Below are 16147 nucleotides of genomic sequence, written 5' to 3'. Positions count from 1 at the left end.
TCAAATAGCATTGAGTCACACAGGCAGCTGGTCCAGCCTGAATTGATTATAAGGAGCGTTATATGGCTATGTCAGTAGAGGTGCAGACGGAATACTTGAAGCTGCAAAATGAGAAGGAATCCAATGCAAGATCATACTCCAGACATTTCCCGCTTGTCATTAGCAAGGCCCACGGCATGAAGATGACCGATACGGAAGGACGCGTATTCTACGATTGTCTGGCAGGGGCGGGAACATTGGCACTGGGTCATAACCATGACACGGTAGTCACTGCCATTCGAGATGTCCTGGATCAGCAGATTCCACTACATACACTGGATTTGGCAACACCGCTGAAGCTGTCATTTATGCAGGAATTATTCTCCATCCTTCCGGAGGAGATGCAGGACAAGGCCAAAATCCAGTTCTGCGGACCAACCGGAGCGGATGCGGTGGAAGCAGCCATTAAGCTGGTTAAACATGCCACAGGGGGCCGATCCATTCTGGCTTTCCAAGGCGGTTATCACGGTTCAACACAAGCCACCATGTCGATGAGTGGCAACCTGAGCAAGAAAGAACATCTGCAAAGCCTGTTGCCAGACGTACATTTCTTGCCGTTCCCTTACGAGTATCGTTGCCCATTTGGAGTGGGTGAGGGCATGACGGCACGGCTCAGTGCCCAATATATCGAGAACCTGCTGGATGATTGCGAGAGTGGTATTGCTGCACCATGTGGTGTGATTGTCGAAACGGTGCAGGGCGAAGGCGGAGCGATTCCAGCGGATATTGAATGGCTGAAGGAGCTGCGCCGAATTACGGCAGAGCGGAGCATTCCACTCATCATCGATGAAGTTCAGACCGGTATTGGCCGGACAGGCCGCATGTTTTCATTCGAACACGCTGGAATTGTACCAGATGTCATCATCTGTTCCAAAGCCGTGGGTGGCAGCCTGCCCATGTCTGTTGTGATCTACAAAGAAGAGCTTGATCAGTGGCAGCCTGGAGCACACACAGGGACATTCCGTGGTAACCAGTTGGCTATGGCAGCTGGCCTTGCTACCATTCGCTACATCCGGGAACAGAATGTCCTGCACAATGTGCATCTTCGCAGTGAGCAGTTCATGAATCAACTGAATAAGCTGAAAGAACGACATGCGGAGATCGGCGACGTGCGTGGCAGAGGACTGATGATCGGTGTGGAGGTGGTTGATCCAACAGGACGTCAGGATCGTCTGGGACACTATCTGCCGAGCGGGGAACTGGCTGCATCCATTCAGCGTGAGTGCTTCAAAAATGGATTGATTGTGGAACGGGGTGGACGGCATTCCGCAGTTGTCCGTTTCCTGCCACCCCTGAATATTACGGAGCAGGAATCAAGCGAGGTACTTGCGATCTTTGAGAAATCAGTAGCTGGAGCCATTGCCCTCATTGCCTTAAATGCAGCGACATGATGAAGCTGTCCCTCATCAGGAAGCACGCCGTATTACTCGCCATTCTAATGGGTGCATTTACCCTGGTGCTCACGAACAGTGCCTTTAATCTGCTACTTCCTTATTTTGTGCAATACTATCAGATCTCCACGACAGCAGGCGGATGGATCATCGCCTTGTATATGCTCGCCATGACCTTAACGATGCCACTGGCTTCCCTGATTGTGGATCGACTGGGGCGTAAACAGACCTATATGCTCGGGATCAGCATCTATGGATTATTCTCGGTGGCGGGCGCCTTATTTCATCAATCCTATGAAGTGCTATTGCTGGTTCGCTTCATGCATGGGGTTGCTGCCGGACTGATGATTCCGTTATCACTTGTGCTGCTGTTCGATGTGTATGGACCAGAGGTACGGGGCCGAATCACCGGAGCCTGGGGCCTGCTGCTTATGCTTGCCCCTGCTGCCGGCCCAACGCTTGGGGGCTTTATCATTCAGTATGGACGGCTCGAGATGCTGTTCTGGCTCAACGTGCCGCTCGCTGTATTTTCGTTCATCGGGTGTGGACGAGTTATTCAGACCTATATCCCGGCTCGAAGGAAGACCTGGCACTCATCCAGTGTGTTGCTGCTGGTCTCCGCTGTGGGGGCCCTTAGTCTGGGGCTGCAATTATACACCAGTCCTGTTGTAGTGACATGGATACCCTGGATGCTGATTGTGCTGGGTGTGGTGTTGTTGATTCGTTTTGTCCAGACAGAGAACGGTCGCAAGGAACCGCTGATCCGCTATCAGCTACTGCGGCGAAATCCCGTATTTCCACTGACCGTCCTGATCTCGACCATTCAGGATTGTGTGATGTTTGGTGTGATCTTTGCCCTGCCGTTATTGTTTCAGGATGTCTTCCACTTGTCACCTGCGATGTCCGGTGCTCTGTTCATTCCCTTGTCGATCAGTACAAGTCTGTTCATGTGGATTGGCGGCAGTTTGCTGGATCGCGGTCGGTCAATGCATTTTATCGCATGGGGGACACTGTTGGTGTCTATATCGATCTTATCGTTTGCGATTCTACCGATGGGCGCTTCAATGTGGATCATCGTCATGCTCATGGCTTGCCGGGGGATCGGTGTTGGTTTATCAGGCATGAGTATCTCCGCGATCGGTCTACAGGCACTGAGGGATGAAGATATGCATGAAGGGTCGGTATTGTCGACAACGATTGAACGGATGGCTTCTTCGTTTGCGGTGATGGGTATGACACTGTATTACGATATGCGCTGGCAATGGTTGGCCGGAGCAGGAACATCTACGGAGATGGCCAAATGGGGGGCGCTCAAAGAGATCTGTATCGGACTTGGTTGCGCCATACTGCTTACGATTCCCCTGGTCTTACTTATAACCCGAAAGAAGGTTGGCATCATTGTTCGAGATGGAAAACAAGCTCCGGTCTAAAGCAGAGCAGCAGGCCTACGAACATTCGTGCAAGCTGCTGCTGAACTGTTACATCCGAGAGCTTGCGTTAGAGAAGGAAGGCGATATTCGGGTTGATCCGAATACGATGACGTACGCCGTGGCTTTTCGAGCCAGCGGGGTGACGGTGACGGGACAACTGACCTATTACTCAGCCATGGGTGAGCATGAATACGCGAGCATGAAGTCTGGTGGGAAAGCGGTGTATTATCGGGACTTGGTTCGCTGGATCACATGCGAGTTAAGCGGGATTGGGGAAAAGGGTGCTCGCTCGGATCAACATAAAATGATGAAAAGTGCGATGGAGACGAAGGATTCACTTGAGGTACAGATTGTACATCCAGCGGGCAAGAATACGGATCGCACTGAAGCGTATGCCAGAGATTTTGCGCAAAAGGTAGATAACAGTGTAGGAAATCTTACCTTGTATATCGAACAAGCAGCCGGACTCGGCATCCACGATTACTGTACCTCGGAACAATCTCTGTTGGTTGGTCATCCATTTCACCCGTTTCCGAAGAATTCCAAGGGCTTCACCGAGCAGGACGTACAGAAGTACAGTCCGGAGCTGCGTACCTCGTTTCAACTGTGTTATATCGCCGTAAGGCAAGATGTCTATGCAGAGGAATGGGTAGACAATACAGCGAGAGTTGACCTGTATGAGCTTCTTCGGAGCGATATGGAGCCTATTTTAAAAGAAAAGAGCGGGGTGTATGGGATATTGCCCGTCCATCCATGGCAGTACGCGTACATATCACAGTTGACCGAGATACAGCACTATATTCGAGATCAAAAATTAATTCTGCTCGGCAGTGCGGGGCCAACCGTCTATCCAACTTCTTCGGTCCGTACAGTCTATATTCCGGCATGGAATTGTAATATTAAGCTGTCCCTGAACATGCAGATCACCAACATGATTCGCACCAATAGTGCCGAGCAGATGCGCCGAACTATGGATGCCTCAAGATACGTCAGGCAACATGAATGCTTCGGTGCTGAACCGCACACTCATATTGCGTATGAGACAGGCGTCGCTACTTGTGCCTTTGATGATGAAGAATTAACCAGCCTGTTTACGGTGGCGTATCGGCCTATTGAATTCGATCCGGCAAGTACGTATGTGTTATCCAGTCTGGTCGAGTCACCGCTTCCCGGGATGCATTCTCGGCTGACCACGATGCTTGGGGCTAAACGAGATACGGCTGGACTCTGGTTGGATCGTTATCTGTCCATTTCTCTGCTACCGATCGTACGGGCGGCTGGTGAGAAAGGCATTCATTTTGAAGCACATCTGCAGAACACCCTTGTGACGTTGGAGGATGGCATGCCTGTGGCTTTTATCGTCCGCGATCTGGAAGGTGTCAGTGTGGATGAGGAGCTTATCGGTGAGCAGGATCGTGATGTGTCGGATCTGTTGTTCTATGCGCGAGAGAAAGCGTGGGCGCGGACATCGTACTATTATTTCGTCAATCATCTGGGGTCTCTGATTCACGTGATAGCGAGGGATTTGAACGTGTCGGAGGAATATTTCTGGAAGCGGGTAAGCGAGGTGCTTGTGGAGGAGCTGGAACGAACGGGCAACGCCTATGTGCAGCATCTGCTGACGGCAGATGCCTTTCTAGCTAAACAAAATTTGGTGAGTTGTCTTGGGGGCATCAGTCAAACCCCGGCTTATGTGCCGGTAAGTAACGTCATGAAACATATAGGGAGTGAAGCACGTGGGAGTCGTGGGATACAGGGCTGAGGTAGGTGGCAGGACAGCAGTATACGTGGATGTACAGGAACGGATCATGCGGCAGACCCTGGAGGCGATGTGGTTCGAGGGCATATTAGACAGTCATGTCAGCGGGAGCGAATGGCGAACCAGCGGCCTTACTGCATCCGGTCAGCCTGTTGTGTATACCTGTGAAGCAGAGCGGAAGTTTTCGTTTGGCCGAGTGAAGGTGAAGAAGGGTTCGATTCAAAGGGAGGGCATCTTCTGCACGGATCTGGATCAGTTTCTGGAGGAAATCGTGCTGAACGGATTAAAGGGTGCGAATGTCACGGCTTTTATCCAGGAATTGCTTGAAACGATGGCTAAAGACAGTCAGTGCCGGGCGATATTGCCCTTAACTATTCCGCATGAGGATCGGCATTATGATGCGCTTGAAAGCCACATGACGGACGGTCATCTGTATCATCCGAGCTATAAGTCGAGGTTGGGATTCTCGATGAAAGACAATCTGGCGTATGGGCCTGAGTTTAACACCGATGTTGCGTTAGTGTGGGTTGCTGTAAAGAAAGAATTAGCCCAGACGGCGGTGTCCGCGGGTCATACCTCTGAACAATTGGTGGGGGAACATCTGACTGCGGAAGATGTACGAAGATTTCAGGAGATTCTGGAGGGTGATGGGGGAACAGGTTTTGATGCAGATGTGGGTGATCGATATGTGTTCATTCCAGTCCATCCATGGCAATGGGAGCATTTGTTGGAATCGGTATTTGCCCGGCAGCTTATGGATGGAGAGATCGTGTATCTCGGCCGTTCGTCTTCCTCTTATCGTGCGCAGCAATCGATTCGCTCGCTATCCAACCGGATGAACCCGGACGCTCCTTATGTCAAGCTGGCCCTCAGCATTACCAACACGTCGAGTACGCGCATTCTGGCACAGCATACGACACAGAATGCACCGCTGATTAGCGATTGGCTGGAGCAGCTTGTTTGTGAAGATGAGCTGTTACAGCAGGAGCAGTTTGCCATTTTGAAGGAAATCATGGGACTCTCATTCCGTTATGAGCAGCTGCCTGCAACCCAGTATGGACGGGCGTACGGTACGCTTGGGGCGATCTGGCGGGAAAATGTATCCGTTCACCTGAAGCCGGGCGAGACGGCTTGGCCGCTCAATGCACTTATGCTGGTGCAACCAGATGGTGTTCCGTTCATCCAGCATGCCGTAGAACGACATGGTGTGGACACGTGGAGCGAGGCTTTGGTTCGCACGCTCACACTGCCGATTGTTCATTTGCTCTATGCACACGGGATTGCGCTGGAATCACATGCCCAGAATATTATTTTGGTGCTCGAAGACGATCTACCGAAACGGATTATCATCAAAGACCTGCATGATGGTGTCCGTTACGTTCCTGAGCAATTGTTGCACCCTGAACGGGCCCCGAAGCTGAACCCGGAGCCGGAAACCCACCGCAAGTTCAATCGGTATTCCTTCATCTATGCGGGAGATGTGTCGGAAGTCCGTGACTATACGTACGATGCGTTCTTTTTTATCTGCATGACGGATATTGCGCTGGCTTTGGAGAAGTTTGGGTTGTTGGAAGAAGCGTTCTGGCAGCTGTGCGCAGGCGTGATTGTGGATTATCAACGGCAGCATCCAGAATACGCAGAGCGATTCGTTGCATTTGACCTTTTTGCCGAAGATGCACTGATCGAAGAGATGACAAAGCGCCGTCTGTATGGGGATGGGGAGTTGTATTTCCGCAAGGCGAGCAATCCGCTCAAGGTATCGAAGGATGCACTTGAATCAAAGGGAACACCCGAATTAAAGGGAATCGTCGAATGAGAATAAACACGTTAAAAGAGAAAATTGCCCGCAAACAGACGGTATTCGGCCTCTTTGTATCCATACCCCATCCAGTGATCGTGGAGATGATCGGACACGCGGAATATGATTTTGTCATTATTGATCTGGAGCATGCCGCAACATCGATGGAGTCCGTGGAAGAGTTGATCCGGGCGGCAGAATTGGTAGGCATGACCCCGTTGGTACGCATCTCAAAGGTGGAGCGAGCCGAGATTCTAAAGGTGCTGGACTGCGGGGCGCAGGGGATCGTTATTCCCCATGTGGAGCAGCTCGCACAGGTGGAAGAAGCGGTGCATTACGCATACTATCATCCCGTTGGCATGCGGAGCCTGAACAGCGGCCGCCCTGGTGTATTCGGGAAACATCCACTCACCGCATATATTGAGGAAGCCAATGAACAGGTGATGGTTGTACCGATGATCGAAAGTATGAAGGGCGTACGCCAGAGTGCGGAAATTTTGTCGCATCCCCGGGTGAGTTTTGTGCTGGAGGGGGCGGCAGATCTGTCCCAATCGCTTGGCGTACCATGGCAGACGAATCACCCGGATGTGCAACGTGCGCTAGAAGCGTTACATGGAACCGCGCAGCAGTGCGGGGTACCTTATGCAACAGTCACGAGAGGTGTGGAAGATATGTCGATTTGGGCTGAGCGGGGAGTACATATATACGTGCTTGGTGATGATCGGAATACGGCATTTCGGGCCTATGCCCAAAAACGGAATGACTACAGGAATGCGGGTGGACAGACATGAAATCCAGTGTATGGAACGCGATAGACGAACTGCAACGAGCAACGGAAGACCCGGTATGCGCATATGTCTATGATCTGGCTGGCATTCAGGAACAGGTACGTCAGATGTTGGGCAGCATGCCCCGGAACACACAGTTGTTCTACGCCATCAAAGCCAATCCCGATCCGCGAGTCATTGAGGCATTGCTTCCATTCGTGAAGGGCTTTGAAGTGGCTTCAATTGGAGAGCTGCTAAAGGTAAGAGCTGTAAGCGGTGAAGTTCCGATTCTATTCGGAGGTCCGGGGAAAAAGGAAAGCGAACTGCGACTGGCGATCGAGCAAGGCGTGAGCTTCATCCATGTGGAGAGTCTGCTGGAGCTAAGGCGGATCATTGCGATTGCGAAAGAGCGAGAGAAGGATCAAGAGCAGGCGCATGGGAGCAGGCAGAAACAAGAGTGGGAGCAGAAACCGGAGCAGAGATATACGCAAGTGTACGGCGAGGAACTGATGCAAGGACAGAAGCAACAACAGAAGCAACAACAGAAGCAACAACAGAAGCAAGAACATGAGCCGAAACACAAACAACAACAGGGTCAGCCGCACGAGGTGCGTATATTGCTTCGGGTCAATCTGCGAAGCAGTACGTTGCCCCGGACGAAGATCATCATGGGTGGTGGGCCAAGTCCTTTTGGAATCGATGAAGAGGCAGTGGAAGAAGCGATTGAACTCATTTGTGTAGAAGGCGAGGGTGCCGTTCGATTATGCGGGTTCCATTTTCACTCTTTGTCCAACAATATGGATGCCAGACTGCACGCCGAGATGATTGAATTCTATCTGCAAAAGGTGGAGTTCTGGCAGCATAAACATGATCTGCATGTAGAGGTAGTGAACGCCGGAGGTGGATTCGGTGTGACTTACGATGACAGCCCCGGATTCGACTGGGCATTGTTCACTTCCCTGCTTGAGCACAGCGAAGCCAGACAGCGCCTCGCGTCCCGTGGAGGACAGCTGTATTTCGAATCGGGTCGACTGCTGGTGGCAGACCATGGGTATTACGCAGCAGAGGTTACGGATATCAAAAGCTCTCATGGTCAGTATTTTGCCGTGTTAAGGGGAGGTACGCATCACAATCGTTTGCCTGCTTCATGGGGGCATAACCACCCGTTTCAAATTATGGAGACAGACCGTTGGAAACACTTGTTTGCCCGTCCAGAGGTAAGAGATCGTCGAGTCCATATCGTAGGTGAGCTATGCACACCCAAGGATCGCATGCATGCTGATGCGGAGGTAGCACTGCTGCGCGTGGGAGATATTGTTATGTTCGAAAAGTCTGGGGCGTATTGCTGGACCATCTCGCATCATGATTTTCTGGGGCATCCGCACCCGGCATTCCATTATTTGACGGAGGACAACGATCATGTCAACATTGATGAAGCGTACCAGTCTGCAAGCCGCTGAGCGCCGGATTATGGCGGATCTGATGAATACATTCTTGTCGGAGCACTTGCTTCCGCTGGAGGGGCACCCGTTCATTGATTTTGCCACTGCACCTGCACCTTTCCAGAGATTGTACAAGGGATATGAGGATGGAATCAGGAAGGGAAAAGGACGAACATTATTCGTAAACCCGTGGGAGTCTGACGACAAGGTAGCACCGCTTGCGGAGATGAATCATGTGGGCGAATGTTACGAAGAAAACGGCGGCGAGCACACGAAAAGGGTCACTCCGCATTTCAGACTGCATACCGAAGGTATACTATGTCTGGTTGATACAGGGATAAGACAGGTGAATCAATGGGTTGAGAATTCACCGATCTATGAGCAGAAGCCGGATGGAAGCTGGATTCTCCTTGAATCGCCGTCAGATGTTGGACGTGCGGTGTTACTGAAAGCTTTGTCGGAATCAGAATACGTACAGCCCGGGGTCGCAGAATTTCTCGCCAGTCTGGACATAGCGATCGAGCAACTTGCGCTGGGTTGGGATCAGGTCCAGCACCTGTCTTCGTATGTTCCGACATCTGCTTATGAATGGTTTATCAAGGGAGAACGCATCGCTGCACTCAGGGATCGCCCGTTTCACCCATCATCCAAAGCTAAAGTGGGATTCAATGGGGAGGATGTAACGCGGTATGCAGCGGAATTCGGGAAGGCCATTCCACTGCGTTGGGTGGCAATTCGTAAGGATGCGATACAGCAGGGATGTGAAGATGGACTGTGCATTTTGGATATGCTGTACGATGCCCAGCGTGCGGAGATACACACCGAATTCACCCGTAAAGGCATTTCCATGGATGACTACCTGCCCATGCCAGTTCATCCGTGGCAACTGGAGCACGTGATCCTGCCGAGGTTTACCGGAGAGATCGAAGATGGCACCATTATTGTATTGGACGTCCAAGTCGGAGACGTATTCGCCACCTCATCTCTGCGGTCGATGGCTCAGACAGCCGAGTCTGCCCTGATGCTCAAGCTTCCGGTTAGTGTGCTGTCTCTGGGGGCTGCTCGTTATCTTCCGGTAGTGAAGCTGCTAAATGGTCTTGCTGGAGAACGGATGCTAAGGCAAGCGGTAGCTTGTGATGAGACGCTGAAGGACAGGGTGTATATGTGTGAAGAACAGAATTGGTGGGGCTTCATGCCGGAATCCATGGGACTGTTCGACGATCATCCCCGGCATCTGGCTGCACAGATTCGAGTATATCCCGCTGAGTTGCTGAATGATGCCTGCAAGGTGATCCCCATGGCCGCACTGGGTGTGAATATGGATGGGCATCATCTGTTAACAGAGATTCTGGGCGATGACGTAGGTGCTGCGGACGTTCTAGAATTCTATACGAGTGTAGCTGCCACGTTCTACGATATTGTGATGCGTCTGTTCAAAGTGGGTGTTGTGCCTGAAATCCATGGTCAGAACTGCTGCCTGGTATTACGTGATAATCAGATGGTTGGTCTCTTATTCCGCGACCATGACTCCGTGCGTCTGCATCAGCCGTATCTGGACAAGCATGGCATTGCCGATCCTGCGTATCATATTCGGCCGGGTTATTCGAACAGCTTGTATAACGAGACGATCGAGAAGCTGATCTTCTATGTGCAGTCCTTGGGAACGCAGGTGAATCTGGCTGCGATCATGGAGGCTTTGAGCGAGGTGTATCTCATCCCGGAAACGAAGTTATGGGAGATCACGGAGCAGGCTTGGAAGGAAGCGCTCCAGCAGGTGCAGCTTCCCGAGGGTGATCGGGCCGCGCTCGCTCATGCGATATTCGAGAGCAAGGAGTGGCCCGTGAAGTTAGTTGTCCGTCCGCTGCTTGAAGCAGACGGGGTGCCTGGCGCGATGCCATCGGGCAAAGGCCAAGGGTGCAACCCTTTTTATAAGGGATAGAGGTTGAAGGGATGTTAGGTTAGAGGATATGGGCGTTTAGAGTTCTATAATAGAAGGAAGGTGACCCGCGTGACGGGTTGCCTTTTTGTATTGTAGATGAGGGGCTGAATCTATGGAAGCGATCCAAATGTTCAACATTAGGCTGATAAATCTGCTGAAATCGGAGTACAAATCAGAGACAGATGTTATAATCGGGGTAGTGCCCATGTTTTGCCTTGATATTTACGAAAAGGTTTTCGGAAAAGAGTAGTTATTGTTGTAACCGTAATCATAAATTTATCTAAAGAGAGTGAGAGTCTACGATGAATCAGAAGAGACTTTTTAATGAAGGATGGCAATTTGCGAAAAGTAAACTGGATGTTACGGAGACTACGGGTCTGGTGTTCGAACCGGTGGAGCTTCCCCATGATTGGCTGATCTATAATACGCTTGAGCTGTACGAGGACAGTATTGGATGGTACCGCAAGACGCTTCATTACACGAAGGATGATAACCAACTATTGTTATGTTTTGATGGGGTGTATATGGATTCATCCGTATACGTGAACGGTCAACTAGTTGGAGAGTGGAAGTACGGTTATTCGGCATTCGAGCATGAGATTACGAATGCACTGGTGGAAGGCGATAATGAAATCCTGGTCAAAGTGGTGCATCAGAGCCCGAACAGCAGATGGTATTCCGGGGCCGGAATCTATCGCAATGTGTGGCTGAAGACGAGAGATCGCAACCATATCGTCACGGACGGCATCTATGTATCGATTCAGCAACAGCCGGATGGCTGGCAGGTGGAACTGGATACCGAATTGACTCTGGAGCAGAATCAGCGTGCACAGCTTGTGCATACGGTAATGTACGAAGGGCAGGTTGTGGCTACAACGAAGGCAGAGATTACCGCTGCACAGGTTGATGTTGAGGATGAGGGTGCACATAAGAGTGGGAAAGGCAATGCAACTGCCCGTAAAAATGGAAATGCAAATGTATTAACAAATAGCCAACAACTTAAAGTTGAGAATCCCAAGTTATGGAGCCCGGATGAACCGCATCTGTATGAACTGGTGACCGAACTGCAATTGACTTCAGAGGATCAGAGCGAGCAAACGATTGAGTCCGTGTCGCAGCGCATTGGATTCAAGGATGTCAAGCTGGATGCGAACGAAGGATTCCACCTGAACGGAGTCAAAATGAAGCTGAACGGTGTCTGTGAACACCATGATCTCGGGGCGCTGGGGGCTGCTTTTAACCTGACGGCACTGCGCAGAAGATTCGTTCTGTTGAAAGAGATGGGCGTTAACGCGATCCGAACCGCTCATAATATGCCTGCGAAAGAGTTCATGGAACTTGCAGATGAGATGGGCATGATGATTGTCTCCGAAGCTTTTGACATGTGGGAACGGGCCAAGACGCCATATGATTATGCGAGATTTTTCCCGGAGTGGGCACACACCGATGTGAGAAGTTGGGTGAAGCGCGACCGTAACCACGCCAGTCTGATCATGTGGAGTATCGGGAACGAAATCTACGACACCCATGCGGATGAGCGTGGACAGGAAGTAACCCGGATGCTGATGGATTATGTGCTGGAATTCGATCCCAAAGGCAATGCGGGCGTAACAATCGGTTCGAACTACATGCCTTGGGAAAATGCACAGAAATGCGCCGATATCGTCAAGCTGGCAGGCTATAACTACGCGGAAAAATATTACGACCAGCACCATGCGGAGCATCCAGACTGGATTATCTATGGCAGTGAGACCTCTTCGGTAGTGCAGAGCCGGGGTATTTATCACTTCCCGTTCGAACAACCCATCCTGGCCGATGATGACGAGCAGTGTTCGGCTTTGGGGAACAGCACAACCAGTTGGGGCGCCAAGTCGGCAGAATACTGCATTATAGCAGAGCGCGATACGCCGTATTCCTTGGGTCAATTCCTGTGGACGGGATTCGATTATATTGGAGAGCCGACACCGTATCATACGAAGAATTCGTATTTTGGACAACTGGATACGGCAACATTCCCGAAAGACTCCTATTATATCTATCAGGCAGCCTGGACGGATTACCATAAGACCCCGATGGTTCACCTGTTCCCTTATTGGGATTTCAGCCCGGGCCAGATCATAGATGTACGTGTGTGCAGTAATGCACCGAAGGTTGAGCTTCAGCTGAATGGCAAGACGATTGGAACGTATGATATCGATCATGCGAACGGAACCCAATTGGTCGGCTGGTGGAAAGTACCGTATGAGGAAGGCGAGCTGAAAGCCATTGCTTACGATGAGAACGGTAGTGTTATTGCAACCGATGTACAACGATCTTACACCGATGCCAAGAAGATATGCCTGCAAGCAGATCGGGAGCAATTGCAGGCGAGCGGCACAGACCTCATTTTCGTGGAGATTAATGTAGAAGACGAGGCTGGAAATCCGGTGCATAATGCGAACAACCGCGTGCAGGTTCAGGTGTCCGGTGCAGGACGTTTGTTAGGTCTGGATAACGGGGACAGCACAGACTATGATCCGTACAAGGGATTGAGCAGAAGGCTGTTTAGCGGCAAGCTGATGGCAATCATCGGAGCAACCGATGAAGCTGGAACGGTACGGATCGAGGTGTCTTCCGAAGGATTGGAAGGTGCAACAGCCGAATTTGAATCGTGGGCTGTAAATGCAGAGAGTGAAGTTAGTCGTGCGATGAGTGGTAAAACTCAATCTTCTCTTGTTGCTACCCAAGCACAAGCTGTTTTCATGAATAATGAAGAACGTCCGGTGCTGATGGGCCATGCCCAGGAGATTCCTTTGCGAAAAATCGAGATCATCAGCGAAGCAGGACAGGTGCTAGATCCATCCAACCCGGAGCTGATCGTAACCGTCAAGTTATATCCAGAGAATACCTCCTATCGAGATATCGAGTGGGCGGTTGTGAACGATGCGGGAATTGAGTCCAATATTGCCAAGGTAGAGGCAGTAGACGCGGAAGCAGGTACGGATGCAGGCACGGATGCAGACAACCAACATGCGGTGAAGGTATCCGCGATAGGTGACGGGAAGTTCCGACTTCGGGCAACGAGCAAGAATGGTACGGCTACAACCAAACTGATCTCCCAGCTGGAATACCAAGCAACAGGTCTCGGCACTGCTTACAAAGATCCATACGGCTTCATCACGGGTGGACTGTACGATTACACCAAAGGTGAAGTCGGTAATGGTAATGAGCGTGGGGTAGCGACAAGCCGGGACGGTGAGACCCATGTGGGCTTCCGCCACATTGACTTCGGACCATATGGCTCCGATACGATTACCATTCCAATCTTTACGCTGTCCACGGAGGATTACTTCATTCAGATCTGGGAAGGTATGCCGGATGAAGAAGGAAGCACAATGATCGCGGATGTGGTCTATGACAAAGTGTCCCAATGGAATGTATATCAGGAAGAGACGTACCAGCTGTCCAAACGTCTTCGTGGGATCACGTCGATCTGTTTTGTACTGAAGCAGAAGATCCATATTAAAGGCTTCTCGTTCGAGCGCCAGAGTCGGGCCTTTGAACAGAACGCTGCTGCATCATGTAACCATCTCTATGGAGATACGTTCCAGATTGAGGGCGACCGGGTTGAAGGGATTGGGAACAATGTGTCGTTGGAGTTTGATAACATGGATTTCGGTGTAGATGGCACGTCCAAACTGGTCATTTACGGTGCTTCACCAATGGATAAAAATACGATTCATATTCGCTTCGCAGGTGCAGATGGACAGAGCAACCAACTGGTTGAATTCACGCAGTCTGCTGGATACGAGGAGCGGGTGTTTGAGCTTGAACAGGTATCAGGTGTGCAAAAGGTAATCTTTATCTTCCTGCCAGGCAGTCAGTTTGATTTTGGTTGGTTCCGATTCGAGAAGTAAGACGATACTTGGAATGAATGTTGTCCTGCATCGCTCCGTTTAGCGTTGTGCGGTTAAACAGATAAATCCTCTTCAAATAAACGATGTTCGTTAAGAACAGGACGTTTACTTGAAGAGGATTTTTTCTATGTTAAGGGATTCATATGGTGTAAAAGCGTTCGTCTAGAGCTCTGACTTTTTCTTGTCCACATCGTCAATGGACAGCATGGCTCTCATTGGATCCCAGGACACGTTCAAACCCAAAGCACGCAATACTTCAAAAGGCACGGTGATTGCGCCTGAGTAGTTATTGATGGGTTCAGATAGCTCTATGAGTTGCTCACCAGACGCATCCATGGAAGTTATTTGATAATGTGCTTCGTTAGGGTTGATCGTAATTGTTCGATTGTTATATTTTAACGTATAGTAATTCAGGCTACCTTCCGCCTTATGAACCTCAAATTCTGCTCCAAGTGCTGCTGCAATTGCTTTGATTGGCAGTTGTACGGTCTTGGGCGTTTCCACCGCGGGATACATCGACTGGAACAGGTCACCGTTTAGATAAACATCTGTACCAAGCTTGGCCTGAACCGGTTTGTAGACCATGCCTCCAGAAGATGTTGCAGGTGCGCCTGCCTCCTGATATTTATCACTTCCCCAGCCCCACACGGTCCCCTCGGAGGATAATGCAAGACTATGGTGATATCCCGCTGAAACATCGGTAATGCCAGACAAATGATTTACTTTTCCTTCTTTGCCTGTCACAGTGCGCCCGTAGCTGTATACCTCAGCAGAAGTAGTAAGCAGCAACGTATAACTTGAATTGGCATCCATCTTTTTCACCTTGAGCTCGTGATGAAATGGGTTGGTTTTGCCCTTTAGGTCCAGCTGCCAGACCTTTCCCCTCTTATCCAGTGCAAGTAGAGATGCATCTGCACCAGTGATCGAAGATATGTTGGTCAACCCTTTTAACTTGGTTGGTTTGGAAGGCGCTTTACCGGACTCGTTTGGCTCGTTCCATGTCCATACGGAGCCATCTTTCTTCAGGGCATAGCCATGCATGCCTACGGATTCAACCTGGATGATATCTTTTATCCCACTGATCGTCTGCAGCTTACGTGTGTGTTCCGGGCCTACGGCTTGAGCCGGATTTTGCCAAGATAGAACAGTTCCATCCTGGAGAAGAGCGATGGTTGAAAAAGCCCCTACTGTTACATTCGTGGCAGAGGTGATGTCGGGCACTTGGTGTGGCATCTTCCCGTTACCCCACTCCCAGATGGTCCCATCTGCCTGAATGGCTGCGTTGTTTCCACCGCCAGAGGATGAAATAACTGTTACATTGGATAGTTTGGGGATACGAATCGGACTAAACGTATGACGATATCGAACATTCTCGCTCACACCAAGCTCTCCCCAGAGATTGCGGCCCCAAGCCCATACGGAACCGTCACTTCTCAAAGCGACTGTGTAATAATAAGCACCCTGTACGGCGGTATAGTAAAGTTTCTTCTCTGCGTTGCTTGATGCAGTCGGTTGAACAGAGATGTTACTGGTCGAAGGTTGGACATTAGTGGCTGCATAAGTCGTTGGCACAGCTGTTAGCTCCATCAGCAGGCTTGACGCAACTAATGTTGCAGCCAATGTAATGGCGAATCGACGGGGCTTTTTAACGTTACCCTTGGATCGATTATTCAAGTATGAAGTGGA

The 16147-nt window shown here is 50.5% G+C and carries 9 protein-coding genes; 8 read left to right on the top strand and 1 reads right to left on the bottom strand.

All coding sequences use genetic code 11. The features are described from left to right. The first annotated feature begins 68 nt into the window (after positions 1–68). The 8 genes from C0Q44_RS00645 (at position 69) to C0Q44_RS00605 (ending at position 14461) form a co-directional block, all read left to right on the top strand. Positions 69–1430: a diaminobutyrate--2-oxoglutarate transaminase gene (locus tag C0Q44_RS00645; RefSeq protein ID WP_105405601.1), complete on the top strand. Its 1362-nt coding sequence runs from the start codon at positions 69–71 to the stop codon at positions 1428–1430. Beyond that, positions 1427–2860, top strand: coding sequence for an MFS transporter (locus C0Q44_RS00640; protein ID WP_105405600.1), 1434 nt, complete (start codon positions 1427–1429; stop codon positions 2858–2860). The genes C0Q44_RS00645 and C0Q44_RS00640 overlap by 4 nt, the downstream gene beginning before the upstream one ends. Continuing rightward, positions 2838–4622 (top strand): IucA/IucC family protein, encoded by a 1785-nt coding sequence (locus C0Q44_RS00635; RefSeq protein WP_258166109.1) that lies wholly within the window; start codon positions 2838–2840, stop codon positions 4620–4622. Before C0Q44_RS00640 ends, C0Q44_RS00635 begins: the two co-directional genes overlap by 23 nt. Then, positions 4597–6435, top strand: a complete 1839-nt coding sequence (locus C0Q44_RS00630) for an IucA/IucC family protein (protein ID WP_105405598.1) — start codon at positions 4597–4599, stop codon at positions 6433–6435. Before C0Q44_RS00635 ends, C0Q44_RS00630 begins: the two co-directional genes overlap by 26 nt. Next, positions 6432–7208, top strand: a complete 777-nt coding sequence (locus tag C0Q44_RS00625) for an HpcH/HpaI aldolase family protein (RefSeq protein ID WP_105405597.1) — start codon at positions 6432–6434, stop codon at positions 7206–7208. The genes C0Q44_RS00630 and C0Q44_RS00625 overlap by 4 nt, the downstream gene beginning before the upstream one ends. Then, positions 7205–8644, top strand: a complete 1440-nt coding sequence (locus tag C0Q44_RS00615; protein ID WP_181150803.1) for a type III PLP-dependent enzyme — start codon at positions 7205–7207, stop codon at positions 8642–8644. Before C0Q44_RS00625 ends, C0Q44_RS00615 begins: the two co-directional genes overlap by 4 nt. Next, positions 8604–10565, top strand: coding sequence for an IucA/IucC family protein (locus C0Q44_RS00610; protein WP_258166108.1), 1962 nt, complete (start codon positions 8604–8606; stop codon positions 10563–10565). The genes C0Q44_RS00615 and C0Q44_RS00610 overlap by 41 nt, the downstream gene beginning before the upstream one ends. A gap of 302 nt (positions 10566–10867) precedes the next feature. Further along, complete coding sequence (locus tag C0Q44_RS00605; RefSeq protein WP_105405596.1) at positions 10868–14461, top strand: glycoside hydrolase family 2 TIM barrel-domain containing protein; 3594 nt, start codon at positions 10868–10870, stop codon at positions 14459–14461. 162 nt (positions 14462–14623) lie between these two features. On the opposite strand, the gene C0Q44_RS00600 is transcribed toward C0Q44_RS00605, so the two are convergent. Further along, positions 14624–16135, bottom strand: a complete 1512-nt coding sequence (locus C0Q44_RS00600) for a stalk domain-containing protein (protein WP_181150802.1) — start codon at positions 16133–16135, stop codon at positions 14624–14626. Positions 16136–16147: the final 12 nt, after the last annotated feature.

This window comes from Paenibacillus sp. PCH8 (assembly GCF_002968835.1).
Classification (GTDB): domain Bacteria; phylum Bacillota; class Bacilli; order Paenibacillales; family Paenibacillaceae; genus Paenibacillus.
The sequence above is the reverse complement of the archived record's forward strand: the minus strand, read 5'-3'. Positions and strand labels throughout refer to the sequence as shown.

Excerpts from the sequence above, each read along its gene's own strand:
- C0Q44_RS00645 (WP_105405601.1), top strand. The coding sequence starts at position 69 with ATGTCAGTAGAGGTGCAGACGGAATACTTGAAGCTGCAAAATGAGAAG.
- C0Q44_RS00640 (WP_105405600.1), top strand. The coding sequence starts at position 1,427 with ATGATGAAGCTGTCCCTCATCAGGAAGCACGCCGTATTACTCGCCATT.
- C0Q44_RS00635 (WP_258166109.1), top strand. The coding sequence starts at position 2,838 with ATGGAAAACAAGCTCCGGTCTAAAGCAGAGCAGCAGGCCTACGAACAT.
- C0Q44_RS00625 (WP_105405597.1), top strand. The coding sequence starts at position 6,432 with ATGAGAATAAACACGTTAAAAGAGAAAATTGCCCGCAAACAGACGGTA.
- C0Q44_RS00615 (WP_181150803.1), top strand. The coding sequence starts at position 7,205 with ATGAAATCCAGTGTATGGAACGCGATAGACGAACTGCAACGAGCAACG.
- C0Q44_RS00610 (WP_258166108.1), top strand. The coding sequence starts at position 8,604 with ATGTCAACATTGATGAAGCGTACCAGTCTGCAAGCCGCTGAGCGCCGG.
- C0Q44_RS00605 (WP_105405596.1), top strand. The coding sequence starts at position 10,868 with ATGAATCAGAAGAGACTTTTTAATGAAGGATGGCAATTTGCGAAAAGT.